This is a genomic window from Variimorphobacter sp. HTMS_6 (assembly GCF_059717775.1).
The window spans coordinates 897,281-921,118 of sequence record NZ_AP046094.1; the positions used below are offsets into that span (position 1 = coordinate 897,281).

20 protein-coding genes are annotated in these 23,838 nt (G+C 38.3%); 19 read left to right on the forward strand and 1 reads right to left on the reverse strand.

All coding sequences use genetic code 11. The features are described 5' to 3' along the window. The first annotated feature begins 98 nt into the window (after positions 1-98). From modA to AC6IWN_RS04035, 6 genes are all read left to right on the forward strand, one after another. A complete protein-coding gene (modA, locus tag AC6IWN_RS04010; protein ID WP_497991083.1) occupies positions 99-977 on the forward strand; it encodes a molybdate ABC transporter substrate-binding protein in 879 nt (292 codons plus the stop codon). Positions 978-1,184: 207 nt separating this feature from the next. Continuing rightward, positions 1,185-1,883, forward strand: coding sequence for a molybdate ABC transporter permease subunit (gene modB / locus AC6IWN_RS04015; RefSeq protein ID WP_497991084.1), 699 nt, complete (start codon positions 1,185-1,187; stop codon positions 1,881-1,883). Between the two features lie 656 nt (positions 1,884-2,539). Further along, positions 2,540-4,126 carry a peptide chain release factor 3 gene (locus AC6IWN_RS04020; protein WP_497991085.1) on the forward strand — a complete coding sequence of 529 codons (1,587 nt, stop codon included), beginning with the start codon at positions 2,540-2,542 and terminating at the stop codon, positions 4,124-4,126. 185 nt (positions 4,127-4,311) lie between these two features. Beyond that, entirely contained in the window at positions 4,312-4,716 is a 405-nt protein-coding gene (locus tag AC6IWN_RS04025) for a bacteriohemerythrin (RefSeq protein ID WP_497991086.1), read from the forward strand. A 38-nt stretch (positions 4,717-4,754) separates the two neighbouring features. Beyond that, positions 4,755-5,114, forward strand: coding sequence for a YccF domain-containing protein (locus AC6IWN_RS04030; protein ID WP_497991087.1), 360 nt, complete (start codon positions 4,755-4,757; stop codon positions 5,112-5,114). 16 nt (positions 5,115-5,130) lie between these two features. Beyond that, positions 5,131-5,385, forward strand: a complete 255-nt coding sequence (locus AC6IWN_RS04035; protein ID WP_497991088.1) for a Smr/MutS family protein — start codon at positions 5,131-5,133, stop codon at positions 5,383-5,385. 140 nt (positions 5,386-5,525) lie between these two features. On the opposite strand, the gene AC6IWN_RS04040 is transcribed toward AC6IWN_RS04035, so the two are convergent. After that, positions 5,526-6,722, reverse strand: a complete 1,197-nt coding sequence (locus AC6IWN_RS04040; RefSeq protein ID WP_497991089.1) for an MFS transporter — start codon at positions 6,720-6,722, stop codon at positions 5,526-5,528. A gap of 339 nt (positions 6,723-7,061) precedes the next feature. On the opposite strand from AC6IWN_RS04040, the gene AC6IWN_RS04045 reads away from it, so the two are divergent. From AC6IWN_RS04045 to gatB, 13 genes are all read left to right on the forward strand, one after another. Beyond that, on the forward strand, positions 7,062-9,095 hold the full coding sequence (locus AC6IWN_RS04045) for an SPFH domain-containing protein (RefSeq protein ID WP_497991090.1): 2,034 nt from the start codon (positions 7,062-7,064) through the stop codon (positions 9,093-9,095). Between the two features lie 247 nt (positions 9,096-9,342). Further along, the gene (locus tag AC6IWN_RS04050) at positions 9,343-9,615 is read left to right on the forward strand and encodes a hypothetical protein (RefSeq protein ID WP_497991091.1); all 273 of its coding nucleotides are present in this window, start codon (positions 9,343-9,345) and stop codon (positions 9,613-9,615) included. Between the two features lie 615 nt (positions 9,616-10,230). Continuing rightward, a complete protein-coding gene (gene glnA, locus AC6IWN_RS04055; protein ID WP_497991092.1) occupies positions 10,231-11,562 on the forward strand; it encodes a type I glutamate--ammonia ligase in 1,332 nt (443 codons plus the stop codon). A gap of 50 nt (positions 11,563-11,612) precedes the next feature. Continuing rightward, on the forward strand, positions 11,613-12,161 hold the full coding sequence (locus tag AC6IWN_RS04060; RefSeq protein WP_497991093.1) for an ANTAR domain-containing response regulator: 549 nt from the start codon (positions 11,613-11,615) through the stop codon (positions 12,159-12,161). A gap of 313 nt (positions 12,162-12,474) precedes the next feature. Continuing rightward, positions 12,475-13,308 carry a diaminopimelate epimerase gene (gene dapF, locus AC6IWN_RS04065; protein WP_497991094.1) on the forward strand — a complete coding sequence of 278 codons (834 nt, stop codon included), beginning with the start codon at positions 12,475-12,477 and terminating at the stop codon, positions 13,306-13,308. 131 nt (positions 13,309-13,439) lie between these two features. Continuing rightward, on the forward strand, positions 13,440-14,654 hold the full coding sequence (locus tag AC6IWN_RS04070) for an LL-diaminopimelate aminotransferase (RefSeq protein ID WP_497991095.1): 1,215 nt from the start codon (positions 13,440-13,442) through the stop codon (positions 14,652-14,654). A 141-nt stretch (positions 14,655-14,795) separates the two neighbouring features. After that, positions 14,796-15,026: a heavy-metal-associated domain-containing protein gene (locus tag AC6IWN_RS04075; RefSeq protein ID WP_497991096.1), complete on the forward strand. Its 231-nt coding sequence runs from the start codon at positions 14,796-14,798 to the stop codon at positions 15,024-15,026. A 199-nt stretch (positions 15,027-15,225) separates the two neighbouring features. Next, positions 15,226-16,254, forward strand: a complete 1,029-nt coding sequence (locus AC6IWN_RS04080; RefSeq protein ID WP_497991097.1) for a S66 family peptidase — start codon at positions 15,226-15,228, stop codon at positions 16,252-16,254. Between the two features lie 4 nt (positions 16,255-16,258). After that, on the forward strand, positions 16,259-18,535 hold the full coding sequence (locus AC6IWN_RS04085; protein ID WP_497991098.1) for an LTA synthase family protein: 2,277 nt from the start codon (positions 16,259-16,261) through the stop codon (positions 18,533-18,535). Positions 18,536-18,963: 428 nt separating this feature from the next. After that, positions 18,964-20,298 carry an aspartate--tRNA(Asn) ligase gene (gene aspS / locus AC6IWN_RS04090; RefSeq protein WP_497991099.1) on the forward strand — a complete coding sequence of 445 codons (1,335 nt, stop codon included), beginning with the start codon at positions 18,964-18,966 and terminating at the stop codon, positions 20,296-20,298. A gap of 175 nt (positions 20,299-20,473) precedes the next feature. Then, a complete protein-coding gene (gene gatC, locus AC6IWN_RS04095; protein ID WP_497991100.1) occupies positions 20,474-20,761 on the forward strand; it encodes an Asp-tRNA(Asn)/Glu-tRNA(Gln) amidotransferase subunit GatC in 288 nt (95 codons plus the stop codon). A gap of 78 nt (positions 20,762-20,839) precedes the next feature. Continuing rightward, positions 20,840-22,327 carry an Asp-tRNA(Asn)/Glu-tRNA(Gln) amidotransferase subunit GatA gene (gene gatA, locus AC6IWN_RS04100; RefSeq protein WP_497991101.1) on the forward strand — a complete coding sequence of 496 codons (1,488 nt, stop codon included), beginning with the start codon at positions 20,840-20,842 and terminating at the stop codon, positions 22,325-22,327. Positions 22,328-22,329: 2 nt separating this feature from the next. Further along, complete coding sequence (gene gatB / locus AC6IWN_RS04105; protein ID WP_497991102.1) at positions 22,330-23,766, forward strand: Asp-tRNA(Asn)/Glu-tRNA(Gln) amidotransferase subunit GatB; 1,437 nt, start codon at positions 22,330-22,332, stop codon at positions 23,764-23,766. The last annotated feature ends 72 nt before the right edge of the window (positions 23,767-23,838 follow it).

Here is a 23,838-nt window from a genome sequence, read left to right on the forward strand (position 1 = left end):
TGTGATAGCTCTATGGAACGATTAGTGGGTGTCAAACATTTATACGGAACGAATTGTCCCAAATAAATGAAAACAATATATCTTAAGGAGGAAGTAAAATGAAGAAGTATGTTTCAATTCTTATGACGTTAGTATTAACCATCGCTCTTTTATCCGGTTGTGGAGGAAAAGACAGTTCATCGGATGGTGGGAAAACCGATACTACACCTACCGTAGGGCAGCAGGCTTCATCGACTCCCGCACCGACGGTTGCCGATAATAAGACCGGTTCCACTGAAATTTATGTGTTTATCGCTGCAAGTTTGAGTAATGCGATGAAAGAAGTTGCTACAATGTATAACAAAACACAGCCTAATGTTAAAATTACATACAATGCAGATAGTTCCGGTACATTGCTTACGCAGATACAGGAGGGTGCACAATGTGATTTATTCTTTTCAGCAGCGAAGAAGCAAATCGATACATTAAATACGGCCGGTTTAATAGAACCCAACACAACGGTGGATTTATTGAAAAATAAAGTGGTGTTAATTAAACCAAAAGGCGGGAAAACAGCCGTTACAGGTTTTGATAATGTATTCAAAGCGAAGAATATTGCATTAGCAGCCGAGGGCGTTCCGGCAGGCGATTATGCAAGAGACATTTTTACGAATCTGGATATTCTCGATAAAGTAAAGAAGATGGAGATCAACGAAGGTAGTAATGTTACCGCTGTGTTAACCGCTGTTAGTGAAGGAAGTAATGAAGTAGGAGTGGTGTATCAATCGGATGCTGAGTCTATGAAAGATTCTGTAGAAGTAATTGCAACCGCACCGGATTCCAGCTTGACAAAACCGGTACTCTATCCTGTGGCGCAGGTAGTCAATAAAGAGGCAGATGATACACAGAAAAAGGCAGCTAAGGATTTCTTGGCTTTCCTATCAAAGGAAGAAGTCCTAAAGGTATTTGAAAAATACGGTTTTACCATCAATAAGTAATATCACTCAAAGTGTTAAGATTGATAGAACACAAGGAGTGCTTTTATACTAAGGTTTCTTTAATATGGGTAAGGAACCAAAGAAGATTTCTTGGGGAAGGTAGTTAGAAATAGATAGATTATGAACTGGATCTGGCTAAATAATAATGAGAAGAATGATTTGATTTAACTGTGATAGTATTATTACTTAGGGAAGGGGGAGTACACAATGACTAACTTTATTACATCAGTTGATTTTAGCCCATTTTTTATATCAATAAAAACAGGAGTGCTAGCCACAATCATAGCATTTTTTATTGGTATTGCCACAGCCAAGTCAGTAATGAATATGGGGAAAAAGGCAAGATGGGTGATTGATTCGATTATAACATTACCATTAGTACTACCTCCTACCGTAGCAGGTTTCTTTCTTCTATTATTATTTAGTTTAAGAAGACCGTTTGGAACATTTTTATACGTCAACTTTGATATTAAAATCGTTCAAACATGGCCGGGCTGTGTAATTGCAGCATTTGTTATCGCATTTCCTCTTATGTACCGGAATGCCAGGGCGGCCTTTGAACAGGTGGATGTGACGATGATCTATGCAGCTCGAACCTTGGGAATACCAGAATATAAAATCTTCTGGAAATTAATTATCCCATTAGCAGCACCTGGTATCATCTCCGGAACGATACTGACCTTTGCAAGAGCAATCGGGGAATATGGTGCAACCTCAATGTTAGCAGGTAATATCTTAGGAAAAACCAGAACGATGTCTGTTGCGATAGCCTCAGAAGTAGCGGGCGGTAATTATGGAACCGCAGGCCTATGGGTGGTCATCATACTGTCTCTATCCTTTGTTCTAATCCTAATGATTAACATGTTCACAGGAAGAGAAGATAACAGCATAAAAAGATGGGGATAAAAACATTAACGACTCGTGCCAGGTTCAAACTAATATAAAATAAATTTGAAACAAATGTAAAAAATTATTAATGAGTAAAATACTTAGCCATCTTTTAACCCGGGAGTAATAGCGGAAGCTGTTACTCCCGTTTTGAATATGATAAGCACTTACCTAGCGATATTGAGATAAATTCATAGATTATGATCGGAAGTAATAACCGTACGAGAACTTGACTCAAGTACATAAAACGCACAAATATTTATTGTTAGTTTAAAATTATTAAATTGAATCCTATTAATAATATAGTATACGGGCGCCTTTATAACATTGAACGTTTATCACATCAAAGCATCAACCAAAAAGTGTGTGAAATATTAATCCACGAGAGACCGTTTATCGCCGTCGGTTCTTAGGTTGTGGCAGATGGAACATCTGTTACGACCTTATGAACCGCTACGTGCGATAACCGAGTGAGAACGTGTCTCTCATGGATAATAATTCATACACTTTTATTTTGAAACTAGAATGTGATAAATATCGCTACGTTGAAAGGGCGCCCTCCGAAAACCATTATTTTATCAGAATAAATATGTTTCCGGATTCGGTATCTTGACAATGTTCTTGCCAATAATATATTATGAAGTAGTTTGATAAAAAGTTTTGGAGGATTTAACGTGAGTAATTATACCGATGAAATAAAGAAAAGAAGAACATTTGCAATTATATCTCACCCGGATGCGGGTAAGACAACACTGACAGAGAAGCTGCTCTTATACGGAGGGGCAATCAATCTTGCAGGTTCCGTTAAGGGTAAAAAGACAGACCGTCATGCGGTTTCTGACTGGATGGAAATCGAAAAGCAGAGAGGTATCTCCGTTACTTCCTCTGTTATGCAGTTTAATTATGATGATTATTGCATCAATATTTTGGATACCCCGGGGCATCAGGATTTCTCCGAGGATACTTACCGTACTTTGATGGCTGCTGATTCTGCGGTCATGGTAATTGATGCTTCTAAGGGTGTTGAGAACCAGACGGAAAAGCTGTTCAAGGTTTGTGTTATGCGCGGTATTCCAATTTTTACGTTTATTAATAAATTAGATCGTGAGTCAAGAGATACCTTTGAATTACTAGATGAGATCGAATCAGTATTAGGTATTCGTACTTGTCCAATTAACTGGCCAATTGGCTCGGGTAAGAATTTCAAAGGAGTTTATGATAGGGAAACCAAACACATCACCCGTTTTTATGCAGCAAACAACGGCCAGAAAGAAGTGGACACCGTTGAGGTAGAATTAGGTGATTCCAGTTTGGACGATTTGATCGGTAAAGCCAACCATGATATCTTGGCGGAAGAAATTGAATTGATTGATGGAGCAAGCAGTGAGTTTGATTTGGATTTGGTTTTAAGTGGTAAGCTTACACCGGTTTTCTTTGGTTCTGCGTTGACAAACTTTGGTGTGGAGGCATTTTTAAAGAGATATTTATCAATGACTACTTCTCCACTTCCGAGAAAATCCTCCGAAGGCGAAATTGATCCAATGACCAATGAATTTTCTGCCTTTGTTTTTAAGATTCAGGCAAATATGAATAAAGCACATAGAGATCGTATTGCATTCATGAGAATCTGTTCCGGTAAGTTTTCAGCTGGAATGGAAGTAAATCATGTTCAGGGCAATAAAAAAATAAGGTTAAGTCAACCACAGCAGCTGATGGCGCAAGAAAGAACGATTATAGAAGAGGCTTATGCAGGAGATATAATCGGTGTATTTGATCCGGGAATATTCTCAATCGGTGATACGCTATGTTCCACCGATCAGAAATTTGCTTATGAAGGAATTCCAACTTTCTCACCGGAACATTTTGCTAAGATTCGTCAGGTTGATACCATGAAGAGAAAGCAATTTTTAAAGGGTGTATCACAGATTGCACAGGAAGGCGCAATTCAGATCTTCCAGGAATATAATACCGGTATGGAAGAAATTATAGTTGGTGTTGTAGGTACTCTTCAGTTTGATGTATTGAAGTTTAGATTGGAATCGGAATACGGAGTAGAAATACGTATGGAGGTATTACCGTATGAGTATATAAGGTGGATTGAGAACAAGGATATCGATGTGAGCAAACTTAGTGTTTCCTCCGATACCAAGAAAATCAAAGATTTGAAAGGGAATCCTTTGCTACTATTTGTGAATCGCTGGAGTATCCAGATGGCGCAGGATCGTAATAAGGATTTGATTCTGTCTGAATTCGGACGATAAACACTACCCAAGAAAACGATAAAGGACTACAGGATGGGCTTGTTATTACTGATACAAAAGTATAACAGGCTCGTTTTAAAATACTTGCAACTGAACCACAAAAGGCTTATTATTATCTAAAACTGTCGAAAGACGTTATAACAACAAAATGACTTTTTAGCTTAAAGAAAAGGAAGTGCAATATAATGATACAGTGGACAGAAGAATACTCGGTGGGAAATGACACGATTGACGAACAGCATAAAGAACTGATAGCGATTATGAATGAAGTTCTACAGATGATTGAGGATCATGATTTTAGTTATTTCAATATTGTTGAAATTATTACAAGGCTGGAAGAGTATATTAAGATGCACTTTGAATATGAAGAGCATTTGATGGTGAAATCGGATTATCCTGACATTGGGGAACATGCAAGTCAACATAATTATCTTAGATTTAAGGTTTTTAATACCAGCATTCTAGAGATTAATACCCCTCAGGATTTTTATACGGAGATATTATCTGATTTATCGGATTGGCTCATTAACCACATTTTAGTATCAGATAAAAAATTAGTACAATATCTGTCAATAAAACAAGAAGCATAACTAGAAAACCACTTGATTAAGGGAAGGATTAAAAGTTTATGGGGTGTTTAGGTAATTTGATATGGTTTATCTGCGGAGGGTTTATAAGCGGATTAAGCTGGTTATTGATGGGTGTGCTGTGGTGTATCACAATTGTTGGAATACCTGTAGGGCTACAATGTTTTAAATTTGCAGCGTTAAGTTTTTTTCCCTTTGGCCGGGAGGTCAATTATGGAGGGGGCGCCGGTTCGTTTTTACTTAATATCATTTGGATTATTGTTACCGGTTTGCCACTTGCGATAATGCATTTGATTTTCGGAGGTCTGCTATGTCTTACCATCATCGGAATACCATTTGGTTTACAGCATTTTAAATTGGCGAAATTAGCCTTGATGCCATTTGGTGCAACGATAATTTAGAAAAGGGGCGATGTAGTTGAAAACATTGAATTCAGGGATCATAGAAGTTGATCTGCATGGCTTGACGAAACATCAGGCGAAAATCTGTATAGATAGCCAGTTAAAAAAAGCAAATGGCAGCATATACCGAATCAGAATTATTCACGGCTATCACGGTGGTACGGAATTGAAGAATATGATTCTAAAAGATTATAGGAATAATAAAAAAGTAGTTAGGGTTGAAATTGGTTTAAATCCGGGTACTACGGACTTAGTATTAAGAGAATTATAAAGACCACGGAATAGGATTTGTCATTAGGGATTATCAAGATGCCAAATATTATTCCGTGGTCTTTATTCATAGTTCTAGTTCTGTACTTCTGTGATGAATGGATTATGTCGGTATCTCAAACTAATACAGATAATAAGATTTTAATCATTCTCCTTCGTGACACTTCGATAAATTAGCTGAGAAGTGATTATCATTAATGTGATAATAATAATCAATGCACCCATATACTGATATGCGGATACTAACCCAAAACGATCAACCAGATAGCCGCCAATGATGTTTCCTACGATACTTCCTAATCCGGTTTGTACGATGGTGAGTATACTTTGACCTTTGGATTGGTTTTTGGATTTTACTTTCTTACTGATATATACCGCAATGCTGTAATATACGGTCATAAAGGTCAGTCCATGTAAGAATTGAGCAAATATAAGAAACCCGATTCCTCCTGATGTGATGATAAACATACGGATACCTAACAGAAGACTGGATAGAGCGATTAATTTCATAGTGCTAACCTTACGCATTATTTTATTGATCATAAACAATACAGGAATTTCACTTAATGCGGCGCAACAATTTATCAATGCGATCATATCTTCACTGGTACCAAGCTTAAGGGCATAGACACCCATAAAGCTACCGTGAAAGCTTAGTCCTACTTGAGTAATGAAAGCGAACGCTAACATGAAATAAACCTGGTTGGATTCAAATATCTTCAAGAATCCTCGCTTCTTTTCTATTGATGTGACAGACAGTGTTTTGTTTTTATCGACGGATGGTTTTTCATCCTTCGGTAGTCGGGTTACAAAGAATAGCAAAATCATATATCCTAGAAAGCCAAGAAGAAACTGGATATCTGGGTTTTTCTTTACGATTCCCCCAGCTATAATAACTACGATTGCAAATCCAACTGTTCCACCCATTCGTATTATTGAAAAGTCTAAACCGTTCTTTTTCGCAAATCGTAAGGTTATCGCATCATTCAGCGGCACAATTGACGTGCTAAAGATGGCAAGTAGCAAAGCTGCGAAAAAAAAGTTGAAAAAGGAATGCCCGATGTAGTAGCTGAACATGGAAAATGCACTTCCTAATATAACCAAACAGAGGATTAATCTTCGATGACCTGTTTTGTCACTAAGAATTGCCCATAATGGTTGAATAAAGATGGCAACAACCGGGCCAATGGTAAGTAAGATTCCTATTTCAACTGCATCTAGTCCGGCTTTTGAATAGTATGCACTTAAAAAAGGTGTATAAAGGGAAAAGGAAATATAAATGGATGCATTAATCAAAAGTAGCGTAGCGCCTAGTTTGCTCCTGCTGCTTAACTTCATGTTGTAACTCCTTGCTGTTTGATTGAATTTTAAGTTCAGTTTGTATCATACATGAAAATATTATATTTATAAAGACAAATTTATTCTTGAATTTTATTTTTATAATATAATCTAATTGATATAAGATAAACCATTAGTAGAAGTTAATCCTTATATTAAAATATGCATTTTTACATGCTTTATTATAAAGACGGATTGGCAAAATATCAAAGGATGTGAATTGGTAATTTTAAGCGCTTTCTAATCTATTATTAATCTGAGGATATTGTAATTTATGTCAATAATTAGTATAGTAGTTATTGTGAAATATAAATCAAAAAGAAAGAAGTGAATAATTTTATGGTAGATCCAATTGCGTTAATTGCAATAATTGTGGTCGGAGCTTTGGTAGCATTATATTTATTGATTTTTGTTATCTTTGGCTTAAGAGTAATCTCATCTGATCAGGTGGCAGTAGTAGAAAAGTGGTGGAGTTTTAGAGGATCGTTAAAGGATTCTATTATCGCTCTTAACGGAGAAGCCGGTTATGCCCCGTCATTACTCCGTGGTGGTATACATTTTAAATCAGCGTTGATGTATAAGATCCACAAATATCCGCTGATAACAATCCCTCAGGGACAAATTGCTTACATCTTTGCTCGTGATGGTAAGCCGTTAGCACCGACACAAACTTTAGGTGCGGTGGTTGCAGAGGCAAATAACTTTCAGGATGTAACAGGATTTTTAAAAAACGGAGGTCAAAGAGGACCTCAGCGTGGTATTTTAAGAGAAGGTACATATGCAATTAACCTTGCGCAGTTCATCGTCATTACATCGGGTGAAATCAAAGCGATCTTTAACAGCTCAAAGGGTGAACGAGTGGAATTGGTGAGCATGCAGAAGACTTTGCTAGAAAGAAACGCATTCAGCCCCGTAATTATCATGGGTCATGGTGCAGAAGCTAGCGATAACATGGGTATCGTAACCGTACACGACGGCCCATCACTTCAGGATGGTGAAATCATTGCTCCTTATGTTGGTGAGGAACACGCTAGCTTCCAGGATCCCGAAAAATTCCTTGAAATAAATGGTAGACGCGGTAAGCAGATTCAGGTTTTAACAGACGGTACTTACTATATTAACCGTTTATTTGCAACGGTAGAGTTTCGTCCAAAGACGGTAGTTCCGATTGGTTATGTTGGCGTAGTGGTATCCTTCTTCGGAAAAGAAGGTGTGGATACGACCGGTTCAGAATATAAGCATGGTGAATTGGTAGGTGCAGGATGTAAAGGTGTGTTAGAGAAGCCATTGATGCCTGGTAAATATGCATTTAATACGGACGCAGGCAAGGTGGTTCTGGTTCCTACCATTAACATCATCTTGAAATGGAATAAGGATGAAATAGGTTCCCACAAATACGATGAGAACCTGACCGAAGTTGATATTATCACGAAAGATGCATTCGAACCATCCCTACCTTTATCCGTGGTTATGCATATCGATTATAAGCAGGCCCCTTGGGTAATCCAACGTTTTGGTGATATTAATTTGTTGGTTAATCAGTCCCTCGATCCTTTGGTAAGTGCATACTTTAAAGATGTTGCACAAACGAAGACTTTAATAGAGTTGATTCAGGAACGTAGTGAGATTCGTGAAAGAGCATTGGGTGAGATGAAGGAGAAATTTGCTAAATATAACCTTCAATTAGAGGAAGTATTGATTGGTACTCCTAGATCTCAGGTGGCGGATATTCAGATAGAAAATATCCTGACCCAGCTCCGTGAAAGACAGATTGCGGAAGAGAAGAAGGTTACTTACCAGAAGCAGCAATCTGCTGCAGAAAGTGAGAAATCACTTCGTGAAGCACAAGCAGTTGCAGAACAGCAGAGCTACCTCACAAAATCTAAAATCCAGATTGATATTGAACGTAATAGTGGTGCTGCTCTTGCATCCAAGGCAGAACAGGAAGCAAATCAGATTGTCGCATTAGCGAAAGCAAACGCCTCCAGAATCACGCTAGAAGGTGAAGCGGAAGCATCCAAAGAATCCAATGTCGGATTGGCGAAGGCTCGTGCAATCGATGCACAGGTTAAAGCATATGGTGGCGCTGAGTTCCGTGTTATTCAGGAAGTAACAGATAAATTGTCAGATGCAATTAAGAGTGCGAAGGTAGATATTGTACCGAAGACAGTAGTGAATATGGGCAGTAGTGAAAAAGATGGTAACAATAGCAGTACCATTCTTGACACCCTTCTGAAATTCATCACAATGGAGAAGATGGGAGTAAAAATTACCGAAGAACCGGAAGCCTCCTTACAGCTAGTTGCTCCAACGGTTGAAAATTCAGCTGAGGTAGCTGCAACAAACGTACAGGATAGTGAAGTTAAAGAATAAATTGTTGTTTTGTAGGGAGTAAAACCCCACGAACATCATAAGGAAGTTTTAAGAAATACGAAGCAGCCGGGGTTGATAGATGATTAACTCCGGTTGTTTCAATGAGAAGTATTCGATCAGAAAGAAAAAGTAAAGAAAATCACAGTCAACTTAGTTGCAATGGAATTGATAGCGTTAGATGATGGCAGTCAAAATTACGTATCAATGTTCTACAAATGATAAATTATAATTAAAGATGGAGAATTATATGAAAGCAAGAATAATAGTCAGAAGAATCTCGTTATGTTGCCTGTTCACCTCTATATTACTTGGTTTAGTAGCCACACTGCTTCGAATTGGAATATTAGTGTTTATCAGTGTTCCGTTATTAGCAGCATATACTTTACTTTCTGTACTATTTTGGAGATGCCCGTATTGTAAAGAAAGATTGCCGATGAGATTTAATCTGAAAGATGAAGAATATATTAATGATGTTGACGGATATTATATATGTCCACATTGCAATAAACAAGTAGATTAAGTGATATGTAAAATGATGGAATATGGGAATTATATATAGTTTTTGTATCTCTAGAGAAAATAAAGTTAGTCTAAGGCAGGTTGTCGGAAGAAGAGGTGGTAGAGGCATGTTATTTTAAAAAATTTGTACTTTACGTTCACTACTTAGGTGTCTGAGAGAGCAATAAAATCAGATGTGCGATAAATCGCACGAGCGCAAATGTTTGATGAGGAAAATAAAAGGAAAGCTACTGAGTAGGTTTCCTTTTATTAACGAAGAGTTTTTGCGCGTTCTGATTGTATCAAGGGAAGGAAGACACCTTAGTAGTGCTAGTAAAGTACAACGAGTTTAAAATAGCATACCTCTACCTAAACTTCTGCCGACAACCGTCCCTGGAACAACCGACCCTAGAACTATATGTTGACAGTTATGTTAATCCTTGTATAATAAGAATGATAGCAATGACATTACAGCAGATAAGTGATTAGACTTTAAAATCATGTTGACAAATCGGTAGTGCTGCTGTTATTATCTTAGATAATATGGACAAAGGCGTTCCGATACGTGGAAACTTTGTCCTTTTTTGTTTTCATATCTAAAGAATAATCTCATACAAATAAGTAAGGAGTGGTGAAAATGAAACATTATACGAAACAGGAAATTCTAAAAATGGTGAAAGAAGATGACGTTGAGTTCATCCGTTTACAGTTCACGGACATGTTCGGCAATCTAAAGAACGTAGCTATCACTACTGGACAATTGGAAAAAGCATTAAATAACCAATGTATGTTTGACGGATCTTCCATTGAAGGATTTGTAAGAATTGAAGAATCAGATATGTATCTCCATCCTGATTTAGACACTTACGTTACCTTCCCGTGGAGACCGCAGCAGGGAAAAGTAGCTCGCTTTATTTGTGATGTTTATACCACTGACAATAAACCTTTTGAGGGTGATCCCAGACATATCCTTAGAAAAGTAATCGAAGAAGCTGGTGAGATGGGTTACACCTTTGATGTTGGACCTGAATTAGAATTTTTCTTATTTAATATGGAAGAAAATGGTCAACCGACTACTGTGACTTATGAAAAGGCTGGTTACTTTGACCTTGGACCTCTTGATTTTGGTGAAAATGCAAGACGTGATATCGTACTTACCTTAGAGGATATGGGAATCTCAGTGGAAGCATCCCATCATGAGGTAGCACCGGCACAGCATGAGATTGATATCAGATACAGTGATGCATTAACTACCGCGGACAATATCATGACCTTTAAACTGGTAGCTCGTACTATTGCAAAACGCCATGGCCTTCACGCAACCTTTATGCCTAAGCCTAAATTCGGCGTGGATGGTTCCGGAATGCATGTGAATATGTCTCTTAAAAAAGAAGGGAAAAACATCTTTGATGATCCGGATGACAAGTCGGGTCTTAGCAAAGAGGCGTATCATTTTATGGCCGGTATTATGAAGCATGTGAAGAGCATGACTGCAATTTTAAATCCATTGGTTAATTCTTATAAAAGAATTGTTCCTAACTTCGAAGCACCGGTTTATATCGCTTGGTCAGCATCTAATCGTAGTCCATTGATTCGAATTCCTTCCGGTCGTGGTAGCTCTGCTAGAATTGAATTAAGATGCCCGGATCCGTCAGCGAATCCATACTTAACGCTAGCAGTATGCTTGGCAGCAGGACTTGACGGAATTAAAAATCAACTAACTCCTCCGGTAAGTGTCGATAAGAATATATTTGCCCTCTCTGATGAAGAAAAAAGCGAACTTGGTGTAGAACGACTCCCTGCTAACTTAAATGAAGCTGTTATAGAGCTTGAGAAGAGCGATTTTATAAAGAACGTTCTTGGAGAGCATGTAAGTAAGAAATACATCGCAGCAAAGAAGATGGAATATGATAACTATCGTACCCAGGTAACACCTTGGGAAATCGACCAATATTTATATCGTATATAATCCAATCATCTCATAAAATTTCGTTTTGAAAAGGATGGAGGTGGGCAGATGTGTATAGTATTATAGTTGGTTTTCCAAAACAAGAGGATGCCAATAACATTAAAAATGTACTGGTCAGGAATGGTTTTAATTGTAGTGACGCATGTACACTGGGTTCTAAGGTTATCACCATGGCGAATGATCTAGACGAAGGAATTGTTGTATGTGGTTATCGATTTTCCGACATGCATTATAGCGAACTTAATAACTATTTACCAAAAGGCTTTGAAATGCTATTAATAGCATCACCTGAAAAATTAGAATTTTGTCAGGATAGTAATATTGTCTGTTTACCTATGCCGATAAAGACGCATGATCTACTGAATACATTGCAAATGATGTCATATCAGTATCAGCGGAAGAAAAAGAAGGAAAAGGATCGCCCCAAGGAACGATCAGAGGAAGAAAAAGCGTTAATCAGGAAAGCTAAATTAGTATTAATGGATCGAAATAACATGACGGAAGAAGAAGCCCATAGATATCTTCAAAAAACTAGTATGGATAGCGGTACGAATTTGGTTGAAATGTCGGAAATGGTACTAAAGATGTTTTACTCATAATGCGGAAATCTTAAGACTGTTTTGAAGATTAATCATGTCATGGCGTTATCGTCTGATATAATCAATATAATTATGGAGTGCCGGAATAAATTTTTATATCCGGCACTTTTTATTTACTTATGGCGAAGGCGTTCGGTGCGAGAATGCGCCAAGGCACATTTTTTGTTCACCTGTAAATAAAAAATGAGTCTTTACCGTTTGGTAGGTTTTTGATATAATGGCATATAATGATTGGAAATATCGGAAAATGGATTATGGTTGTATTTACAGGGCATCTTAAATAGATGGATGTGTTGAAAGGTTGGTGGCTTAAATGAAATTTACGAAAATGCATGGCTGTGGTAATGACTATGTTTATGTTGATTGTACACAGACAACAATAGATAATATACCGGAGACTTCAATTAAAGTGAGCGATAGACATTTTGGAATCGGATCTGACGGTTTGATTTTAATAAAATCCTCCGATGTGGCAGATTTTTGCATGGATATGTACAATAATGACGGTTCTAGAGGAAAGATGTGCGGTAATGGAATCCGATGTGTTGGAAAATACGTATATGATCATGGCTTAACGAATAAGACCTCCTTAACAATAGAAACCTTAAGTGGAATTAAGGAGCTGGAATTAACAGTAGAAAACGGAAAAGTAGCCTTTGTAACCGTAAATATGGGAAGTCCGATCACGAAGCCTTCCGAGATTCCGGTTATATCGGATAAAGACATTGTAATCAGTGAGCCTATCACAGTCGGTGATGAGAAATATAAGATTACCTGCATTTCAATGGGTAATCCTCATGCAGTAGTATACGTTGAGGATCCATCTAAGCTTGAACTGGAAAAGATCGGCCCAAAATTTGATTTTCATGAGGTTTTTCCTGAGAGAGTCAATACAGAATTTGTAAGAGTGATTGATCGTAATCATATTGAGATGAGAGTATGGGAGCGTGGTTCCGGTGAAACATTAGCTTGTGGTACCGGTGCCTGTGCAAGCGCTATGGCAAGTATTTTAAATGGTTACACCGATAATGAAGTTACTGTGACTTTGCTTGGTGGAGAGTTAAAGATCAGGTATGACAAAGTAAGCAATACAATATTCATGACTGGTCCGGCAACGGAAGTATTTAGTGGCGAGATTAATTTATAATCGAAAAAATTCTTCCAATAATATTTTGTAATTCATAAGAATTAAATAATATATAGATGGAAAGTATGAAGATTGTCCAGAATGATTTTAAGGCTTGATCACATACATTTTCCTGGAAAGGTCTGGTTATTATGTTTAAAATTAACGAAAACTATCTGAAGTTACCCGGAAGCTATTTATTTTCCACAATCGGCAAGAAGGTCAAGGATTATACAGAGGCCCATCCTGAGAATAAGATTATTCGATTGGGAATTGGTGACGTTACGCTTCCGCTTGCTCCGGCAGTTATTGATACACTGCATACCGCAGTTGATGAGATGAGCAAGAAAGAATCTTTCAAAGGATACGCACCTGATCTTGGTTATGAATTTCTTCGTAGTGCGATTGCAAAACATGATTATAAATCAAGAGGCGTTGATATAGCGATTGATGAAATCTTTGTAAGTGATGGAGCTAAGAGTGATTCTGCTAATATTCAGGAGATTTTTGACGAGAACAATAAGATTGCAGTATGCGATCCGGTATATCCTGTGTATGTTGATTCCAATGTTATGGCAGGACGTACTGGAGTATATAGTACAGAGACCGGAAAATGGTCAAACGTAATCTATATGCCTTGTACAAAGGAAAATAATTTTGCTCCTCAGCTTCCAACCGAGCAACCTGATATCATCTATCTTTGCTTCCCGAATAATCCGACCGGTTCCACGATTACGAAAGAGGAATTACAGAAATGGGTTGATTACGCGAATAAAGTGGGAGCTGTTATTATCTACGATGCTGCTTATGAAGCTTATATCTCAGAGGAGAATGTTCCTCATACAATCTATGAGTGTGAAGGAGCAAAAACTTGTGCAATTGAAATTCGCAGTTATTCAAAGAATGCCGGATTTACAGGTACTAGACTAGGATTTACTGTAGTACCTAAGGAATTAAAAAGTGGTGATGTGATGTTAAACAGCCTTTGGGCAAGACGTCACGGTACAAAATTCAATGGAGCTCCTTATATTACCCAGTTAGCTGGCGCTGCTACTTATTCAGAAGAAGGCAGAAAACAGACTATGGAGCAAATCACTTATTATATGAATAATGCAAAGATTATACGTGAAGGGTTACTATCAGCTGGTTATAACGTATCAGGTGGTGTGAATGCTCCATATATTTGGCTGGAGACACCAAAGGGTATGACCTCATGGGATTTCTTTGATTATCTCTTAGCAGATGCGTATGTAGTAGGTACCCCGGGTTCAGGCTTTGGACCAAGTGGTGAAGGATACTTTAGACTAACAGCATTTGGTACTTATGAAAACACATTGGAAGCAATCGATAGAATTAAGAAACTGTAATTGGTATAAAGATTTATTCATAGTATTAAGTAGTAATCAAGGTGACGGATCGATAGACTTAAAATTAAGCTGGAACAAGGAACAACTTTGTTCCGGCTTTTGTTAAAAATTAAATCATATGAAAGAAAGGTTGAATCAATTATGAAAAAAGTAATCCAGATAGAAGGAATGAGCTGTGCTCATTGTCAGGCACGAGTAGAAAAGGTATTAAATGATATAGAAGGTGTTGAGGGAAAAGTGGATCTTAAAAAGAAACAGGCAGTAGTAAATCTAACCTCGGAAGTTTCGGATGACACTTTAACACATGCAGTTACAGAAGCTGGATATGAAGTTGTGTCAATTGCAGAGAAGAAGGGCTTGTTTGGACGCTAAGAGCGTGTATATACTGACTTTTTTTAAGGTAAGATTGATTATAATTACCTATGATGATATACTGAGTTAGAGAAAATTACAATAAGAATTCACATGGAAAATCATCTTTGACGGAATGTGGAATATGAAGATCTACAACACGGCAAATTTGTGCTGAAGCCCAAATTCGCGGGTATTGGCAACATAGAGGAGAATTACTATGATTTACCCAAAGAATCTTGAAAAAGGTTTTCAAATCGGTGTTACAGCAACATCCTCCGGATTTGATACAGAGGTGGATTTAGTTCGACTGGAGAGTGGAATTGCTCATTTTGAGGAACTGGGCTATCCTGTTTTGTTGACTGACAATGTTAGGAAGAATGTGAAAGGTAGGAGCTCAGATGGCCTGACACGTGCCCAGGAACTAATGAGCCTTTATCAGAATAATAATATAAGGGCAATTATTGCAGCAAGCGGTGGAGATTATTTGTTTGAGATGCTTCCTCATATAGATTATACGATTCTTAAGGAGAACCCAAAGTGGATACAAGGGTTTTCTGATACGACGGGGATACTGTTCACCATCACAACCAATCTGGATATAGCTACGTTGTATGCGAATAATTTTAGTTCCTTTGGTATGAAAAACTGGCACAGCTCTTTATGGGATAACATAGAGATATTGAATGGTGAAAATATTACTCAACATAGCTTTGACAATTTTCAAGATGGATTTAAGCCAAGAATCACCGGTTATGAAGAATATGAATTGGAAAAAGAGAGCGAATGGATTAATATAAATCCAAATGATAATAAAAATATCCGAGAACTACAGCTGAACGGAAGAGCAATTGGGGGTTGCTTGGATGTTTTACTGAATCTGGTAGGTACAAGATTTGATAAAACTAGAGATTTCATCGAAAAATATAAACAAGATAAAATACTTTGGTTCTTGGAGAGTTTTGATTTAGGTAGTGAGGCTTTAGTTCGAGGATTATGGCAGTTAAAAGAAGCAGGATGGTTTCAATATGCATCGGGATTTGTATTCGGCAGGCCGGCAATGTATCATTCTGATATGGATATAACCTATCAAGATGCTGTATTATCCGTATTAGGTGAGATGAACCTGCCAATTATCCTAGATGCGGATATTGGACACAAGCCGCCTCAATTTACGATGATAAACGGAGCAATAGCGAATATTTACAGTTTTAACGGAAAGGGAAAAATCGTTTTCGAAAGAAGGTAATCCAATGGAGAAGGATAAGATAAACGAGATAGGTACGAATGGGGATAAAGGTAATCATGATAATTATGAGGATTTAATTGATATCAATCACATTGAGCAAAAACTATCAGAAAGACTGGATGATATCATAAAAGATGATAGTCTGAATATAGTTACCTTGAATGATGATAGAGAAGAAAGTGATTCTGTGAATGCTTCAAAAGAGAGAAAAGACAAGGGAGAGAAAATCCTAAAAAAAGGCTTAGGGAATATAAAAAAGACATGGCAAAACGATGTTCATATTTCGATAGGAAATTTAATTTTTCCGATTTGCTTTCTGATTGGTTCTGTTGTCTACCTTGAGTTGATGACACATCTTTTGATCTATAGAAGCATCAGCCTAAAGATTATTTACCCGATATTGTTTGCAATACCGTTCGGTATCATAATCAGCTTTATTACCGGTTGGTTTAAAACGATTGTTAATAAAATTGTTTTATGGGTACTTACTACTCTGATCTGTTTTGTTTATGGATTGCAATTAGTCTATTATTTCATATTCAAAACCTTCTTCTCCTTTCAAACAATTGGAATGGCAGGAGATGCACTAACTGAATTTGGTGATCAGATAGTTGATGCGATTGTTTCCAATATTGGTGGAATTATATTGGTTTTCATACCATTGTTAATTTTAGCATTTATTATAAACCGATACATTGATTATTCAAAGAGAACACTAAAGCTTCAAGGGATTTTACTCGGAACAAGCGTAGTATTTCATATTGTAGCGGTAGTAGCATTATTTATCTTTGGAAAAGGAGATTATTCGCCCTATGATTTGTATCACAGCGCGGAAGTACCAACCTTGTGTGCGAAGGATCTTGGAATTGCTACGATGACTCGTATTGATGTATCACGTTTGATAATCGGTGATAACAGTGGCTTTACCGATGCGATGAATACGGAGGACGGATCCATCCCTACCGATACACCGGCACCTGATAAATCTCAGGGTAATGGTGCAACACAAGCACCAACGAAGCCTGCATTTGATACCTCACCAAATGTAATGGATTTTGACTTTAAAGCAATGGCAGCTTCTGAGAAAAACAAATCGATGAAACAGCTGGATGAATATTTTGCGTCTGTTACTCCGACAAAGAAGAATAAATATACCGGAATGTTTAAAGGGTATAATTTGATTCAGATAACAGCAGAAGGGTTTTTCCCGGCAGCGGTGAATGAGGAATTGACTCCAACTCTATACAAATTGACACATGAAGGCTTTGTTTTTAATAATTACTATTGTCCGTTATGGCAGACCAGTACTAGTGATGGAGAATTTGCAAATCTGCTGGGTATAATTCCACTTGGTACACGAAGTATGTATCGCGGAAGAAATAATGACTGGCCTCTCAATCTTGCAAAGCAATTTGATAAATTAGGAGTAACCAGTAAAGCATACCACGATCATACTTATACTTATTATCAGAGAAATGAAACACATCCGAATCTTGGATATCAATTCAAAGCAAAAGGGAACGGACTAAAATTGGAACACCCAAACACATGGCCGGAATCCGACGTGGATATGATGAATGCTACGGTTGGGGAGTATGTCAATGATAAGCAGTTCCACGTTTACTATCTATCGGTCAGCGGACATATGAATTATAATTTTTCCGGTAACTATATCTCCTATAAAAATAGAGACTTAGTAAAAGATCTTCCGTATTCGGATTCAGTGAAAGCATATATCTCCTGTCAGATAGAGCTTGATCGTGCGTTAGAAGTTTTGATTAATAAGCTTGAGGAAGCCGGAGTTGCGGATCGTACCGTAATTGCGTTAAGTGCAGATCATTACCCTTATGCATGGGATAAAGATACAATTGATGAAGCAATCGGTCATAAGGTTGAGAAGAATTTCGAGCTTTACAAAAACAACCTGATACTATGGTCAAAAGGAATGAAGGAGAGCGTCGTAGTCGATAAACCTTGCTATAGCCTGGATATCCTACCTACACTATCCAATCTGTTTGGCATTGAATATGATTCAAGGCTCCTAGTAGGGCAGGATATTCTGTCAGATTCACCGCCGCTTGTTATCTTTGCGAACCGTAGCTATATTACAGATAAGATAATGTATAATTCAGAGACCGGTAAGGTAACTGACTTGACAAATGGAGAGCTTCCGAAAGATTATGTGAGCACAATGAATAAGATTGTTAAGAATAAATTCATTGCTTCGGAAAATATATTATCAGAGGATTATTATCGCCATATATTCAAGAATAAGAAATGATAATATTTCGCTTGATTTTAATGGAGTAATGTGCTAATATAAGTCATCAATAGGGATAAATTTCATATCCCAATATAAGATCAGCGAAGAAGGAGACTTTGTTCTACCGAATAACCGATCGACAGGAAGGGTGAGCCACCGACTGAGAGCACACCTAAGGTGATAAGTAGAATACGGAACACTCTGGAGCTCACGAATTGAACGATTAGTAGGTTTGTGCGTTGCACGCGTTAAGTGTAGTAAAGTAGGAGAGTTGTGTTTTGCTCTCAATGCGGGTGGTACCGCGGGAATTAGAATTCTCGTCCCGGATGAATGTTTCAATTGCATTCATTCGGGACTTTTTTTGTGTATAATTCTCTTGTACAGATAAAAATTTCTGAGTGAAACATTGGAACACAGCAGAGAAATGATTAGGAGGAAGCAGTAGAATGGATTTTATAACAGGAATTCAGAAGAATGATACTAGAGAAATCAGTGATATTTTAAGCGGAGACTTAACCGGTACAGTAAAAGTGAATGGTTACATTCATACGATTCGTGACATGGGTGATGTGGCATTTGTCGTATTAAGAAAAAGAGAAGGCCTTGTTCAATGCGTTTATGAAGAAGGTGTTACGGATATTTCCTTAAAGGATTTAAAAGAAGGTATGACCGTAGAAGCAGAGGGAACGTTAAATGCAGAAGAGCGTGCACCGCAAGGCTTCGAGGTTCGTTTGAATAAAGTTACTGTTTTATCTTCCCCAAAGGAAGGCACGATGATGCCTCTTCCAATCTCTAAGTGGAAGCTTAAAACCACCTTAGAGACGAAGCTTAACTATCGTCCGATTTCTTTGAGAAATGTCAGAGAAAGAGCAATTTTTAAGATTCAGGAGGGTATAATCCGCGGATTCCGTGATTTCTTATTCACTCAGGGCTTTACGGAAATCAGAACTCCAAAAATAGTTGCCGGTAATGCAGAGGGTGGAGCAAATGTATTTAAGTTAGAGTACTTTGGTGAAAAGGCATTCCTAGCACAAAGTCCTCAGTTTTACAAACAGACCTTGGTAGGTGTGTATGATAGAGTATTTGAGGCGGCACCGGTATTCCGTGCGGAGAAACATAACACAACCAGACATTTGAACGAATATACAAGTTTAGACTTTGAGATGGGCTATATTAACGGATTTGAAGATATTATGGAGATGGAGACCGAAGTTCTTCGCTATACCTTCAACCTGTTAACAACCCAGTATGCAAAGGAAGTGAAGTTGCTCGATGTAAAAATTCCGGATGTTAGCAAGATTCCTGCTGTACGTTTTGATGAAGCGAAGCAGTTGGTAGCAGAAAAATATAACCGTAAAATTAAAAATCCATATGACTTAGAACCGGAAGAGGAAATCCTAATCGGTAAATACTTCAAAGAAGAGTGTGACAGTGACTTTGTATTCGTTACACACTATCCATCCAAGAAGAGACCGTTCTATGCGATGGATGATCCGTCCGATTCAAAGTTTACATTGAGCTTTGATTTATTATTCAAGGGGATGGAGATTACCACCGGTGGACAGAGAATTCATGACTATGAGATGCAGGTTCAGAAGATGATCGATCGTGGCATGAATCCTGAAGACTTCACCAACTTCCTTATGATCCACAAGCACGGTATGCCACCTCACGGTGGATTGGGAATCGGTTTAGAGCGTTTGACCATGAGACTTCTCGATGAGCAAAACGTACGTGAAACCACATTATTCCCAAGAGATGTATCCCGTCTGGAGCCATAATAAAGGTTTGGTGTTAACTTATTCAGCTATACTTTTAGAGGATAATCAAAAATAAGCATACAACAAAAATAAAGGAAAAACGCATATGATGTGTTTCTTCCGATTAATGAAATCGGAATGATTATAATGAAGCAGTGATACAAATTGCTTTAAGTAATAGAAAGGTGGTACGAAGATGAAAATAACAGAAGAAACAGTACAATATGTTGCCTCCTTAGCGAAGCTTTCCGTCTCTGATGATGAGAAGCAGAAGATTGCGAAGGAACTGGATCGAATTCTTGATTATATTGAAACAATGAATGGTTTGGATACAGAGGGTGTGGAACCGATGTCCCATGTGCTTCCTGTGAAGAATGTATTCCGTGAGGATATTGTTACAAATCAGGATAACCGCGATGAATTGCTTAAGAATGCGCCGAAAAAGAAGGACGGAAGTTTTGTCGTTCCAAAGACAGTAGAATAAAAGTAGTCGCGAAATCTTGTAATTATAAAACCGTTTATGTTCGTTATGAACCGGTTTTAATATTTGAAGGAGGTACCTATGAAAGACATTACAAAGTTATCTGCACTTGAACTTGGTAAGCTAATTAAGGCAAAGGAAATTACCGTTGTCGATGCAGTAAAAGCCCAGTTAGAAGTGATAAAACAAAGAGATTCACAATATAAATGTTATATTACCGTATTAGAGGACGAGGCATATGCACAGGCCGAAGAAGTACAAAAAAGAATTGATGCAGGTGAACTTGAGGATTCTCCTCTTGCCGGTGTTCCGATGGCAGTTAAAGATAATATCAGTACAAAGGGTGTAAAAACTACTTGTGCATCACAGATTCTATATAATTTTGAACCCATCTACGACGCAACCGTTGTAGAAAAATTGAAAAAAGCAGGTGCTGTCATTATCGGTAAGACAAACTTGGACGAGTTCGCAATGGGTAGTACGACGGAGACATCCTTCTTTGGTGAAACCAAGAATCCTTGGGATACCTCCAGAGTTCCGGGTGGTTCCAGCGGTGGTTCTGCAGCAGCGGTAGCCGTAGAAGAAGCATTTTATGCACTTGGTTCTGATACCGGCGGTTCCATCCGTCAGCCTGCAAGCTACTGTGGTGTAACAGGTATCAAGCCTACTTATGGTACCGTATCCCGTTATGGCTTAATCGCATATGCATCTTCCCTTGATCAGATTGGCTCCTTTGGTAGAAATATCTCTGACTGTGCAACAGCACTTGAGGTGATCTCCGGACATGATGATAAGGATTCTACGTCAGCACCGGATAAGAGTTATCAATATACCTCTGCATTAGTAGATGATGTGAAGGGAATGCGCATCGGTATTCCAAAGGATTATCTTGGTGCGGGACTTGATGAAGAAGTAAAGGCGGCAATCTTAAAGGCGGCTGAAGTATACCGTTCAAAGGGTGCAATCGTTGAGGAATTTGACCTGACTGCTGTTGATTTTGCAGTTCCTTCCTATTATGTAATTGCATGTGCGGAAGCAAGCTCCAACCTGTCTCGTTTTGACGGTGTTAAATATGGTTATCGCACTCCAAACTTCGAAGGACTTCAGGATGTATATAAGAAGACCAGAAGTGAAGGTTTTGGTAATGAAGTTAAGAGCAGAATGATGATTGGTGCCTTTGTGTTAAGCTCCGGTTATTATGATGCATTCTATAATAAAGCACTGAAAGTAAGAGCAAAGATAAATGAAGGTTTCCAGAAAGCATTTGAAAAATATGATGTGATTCTTGGACCTGCTGCACCTCAGACAGCTCCTAAACTTGGTGAGAGTTTATCCGATCCGTTAAAAATGTATCTATCCGATATTTATACCGTATCCGTTAACCTTGCAGGACTTCCTGGCGTGACTCTTCCTTGTGCAAGAGATAGCAAAGGTATGCCAATCGGACTTCAATTAATCGGTAAGCATTTTGGTGAAAAGGATATCATTCGTGCAGCTTACAGCTTTGAGCAGGCTGTTCCTTATGAGAGACCGGTAACCATTACTACTGAGGAAGGAAAGGAGGCATAGACATGAAAACATACGAAACCGTCATTGGCTTGGAAGTTCATGTTGAGCTTGCCACCAAATCAAAAATCTTCTGTGGATGTACCACACAATTCGGTGGAGATCCGAATACCCACTGCTGTCCGGTATGTACGGGTATGCCTGGAACACTGCCTGTTCTTAACAAACAGGTTGTGGAATATGCGATGGCAGCAGGCCTTGCATTAAATTGTAATATAACTCAGAAATGTAAATTTGACCGAAAGAATTATTTCTACCCAGATCTTCCAAAGGCTTATCAGATCTCACAGCTCTATCTGCCGATTTGTAGAGATGGTGGAATTGAGATTGAGACAGAAGCAGGTAAAAAGACTGTTCGAATTCATGAAATTCATATGGAAGAGGATGCCGGTAAATTGGTTCATGATCCATGGGAGGATTGTACACTCGTCGATTATAACCGTTGTGGCGTTCCGTTGATCGAAATTGTAAGTGAGCCGGATATGCGTTCTGCAGAAGAAGTTGTTGCTTACCTTGAAAAGCTAAGATTGATTCTTCAATACCTTGGTGTATCTGACTGTAAGATGCAGGAAGGTTCCTTACGTGCGGACATCAACTTATCTGTTCGTGAGATGGGAGCGAAGGAATTCGGTACCAGAACAGAGATGAAGAACATGAACTCCTTTAAAGCAATCGCAAGAGCAATAGAAGGAGAGAGAAAACGTCAAATCGAGTTAATCGAATATGGCAAGAAAGTTATCCAGGAGACCAGACGTTGGGATGATAATAAGGACACCAGCTTCGCGATGCGTTCGAAAGAGGATGCACAGGATTATCGTTACTTCCCGGAACCGGATCTTCCTCCAATCGAGATTAGCGATGAATGGCTTGTAACAGTAAAATCCCGCCAGCCGGAACTTCGAGATGAGAAGATGGTTCGATATGAGAAGGAATTTGACATTCCGGCTTATGATGCATCTATTATCACAGGTTCTAAGCATATGGCTGATCTATTTGAAGATACCGTTGCACTTTGTAATAAACCAAAGGAAGTATCCAATTGGCTAATGGTTGAGACCATGCGTTTACTTAAGGAAAGTGAGATGGAAGCTGAGGAAATTACCTTCACTCCTGCACAGCTTTCTGCTTTGATTAACATGGTGGATGGTAATAAAATCAACCGTACCGTGGCAAAGGAAGTATTCGAAAAGATCTTTAAAGAGAATGTGGATCCTGAGGATTATGTTGAGAAGAACGGCCTTGGCATGGTATCCGATGATGGATTACTTCGTTCCACAATCGAAACCATCATTGCAAACAGCCCTCAATCCGTAGCGGATTATAAGAGTGGTAAGGTGAAGGCGATGGGCTTTATCGTTGGACAGACGATGAAAGAGATGAAGGGGAAAGCAGATCCTGGCATCGTAAATGTAATCGTGAAAGAGCTTCTAGATAAAATGTAATTCAATTTATTATTTACAAAAGAATTGATTAGGTAATCTGATCAACTTAATACAACAGGGCAAGCGACCTCT

Excerpts from the sequence above, each read along its gene's own strand:
- modA (WP_497991083.1), top strand. The coding sequence starts at position 99 with ATGAAGAAGTATGTTTCAATTCTTATGACGTTAGTATTAACCATCGCT.
- modB (WP_497991084.1), top strand. The coding sequence starts at position 1,185 with ATGACTAACTTTATTACATCAGTTGATTTTAGCCCATTTTTTATATCA.
- AC6IWN_RS04025 (WP_497991086.1), top strand. The coding sequence starts at position 4,312 with ATGATACAGTGGACAGAAGAATACTCGGTGGGAAATGACACGATTGAC.
- AC6IWN_RS04030 (WP_497991087.1), top strand. The coding sequence starts at position 4,755 with ATGGGGTGTTTAGGTAATTTGATATGGTTTATCTGCGGAGGGTTTATA.
- AC6IWN_RS04040 (WP_497991089.1), bottom strand. The coding sequence starts at position 6,722 with ATGAAGTTAAGCAGCAGGAGCAAACTAGGCGCTACGCTACTTTTGATT.
- AC6IWN_RS04045 (WP_497991090.1), top strand. The coding sequence starts at position 7,062 with ATGGTAGATCCAATTGCGTTAATTGCAATAATTGTGGTCGGAGCTTTG.
- AC6IWN_RS04050 (WP_497991091.1), top strand. The coding sequence starts at position 9,343 with ATGAAAGCAAGAATAATAGTCAGAAGAATCTCGTTATGTTGCCTGTTC.
- glnA (WP_497991092.1), top strand. The coding sequence starts at position 10,231 with ATGAAACATTATACGAAACAGGAAATTCTAAAAATGGTGAAAGAAGAT.
- dapF (WP_497991094.1), top strand. The coding sequence starts at position 12,475 with ATGAAATTTACGAAAATGCATGGCTGTGGTAATGACTATGTTTATGTT.
- AC6IWN_RS04070 (WP_497991095.1), top strand. The coding sequence starts at position 13,440 with ATGTTTAAAATTAACGAAAACTATCTGAAGTTACCCGGAAGCTATTTA.
- AC6IWN_RS04075 (WP_497991096.1), top strand. The coding sequence starts at position 14,796 with ATGAAAAAAGTAATCCAGATAGAAGGAATGAGCTGTGCTCATTGTCAG.
- AC6IWN_RS04080 (WP_497991097.1), top strand. The coding sequence starts at position 15,226 with ATGATTTACCCAAAGAATCTTGAAAAAGGTTTTCAAATCGGTGTTACA.
- AC6IWN_RS04085 (WP_497991098.1), top strand. The coding sequence starts at position 16,259 with ATGGAGAAGGATAAGATAAACGAGATAGGTACGAATGGGGATAAAGGT.
- aspS (WP_497991099.1), top strand. The coding sequence starts at position 18,964 with ATGGATTTTATAACAGGAATTCAGAAGAATGATACTAGAGAAATCAGT.
- gatC (WP_497991100.1), top strand. The coding sequence starts at position 20,474 with ATGAAAATAACAGAAGAAACAGTACAATATGTTGCCTCCTTAGCGAAG.
- gatA (WP_497991101.1), top strand. The coding sequence starts at position 20,840 with ATGAAAGACATTACAAAGTTATCTGCACTTGAACTTGGTAAGCTAATT.
- gatB (WP_497991102.1), top strand. The coding sequence starts at position 22,330 with ATGAAAACATACGAAACCGTCATTGGCTTGGAAGTTCATGTTGAGCTT.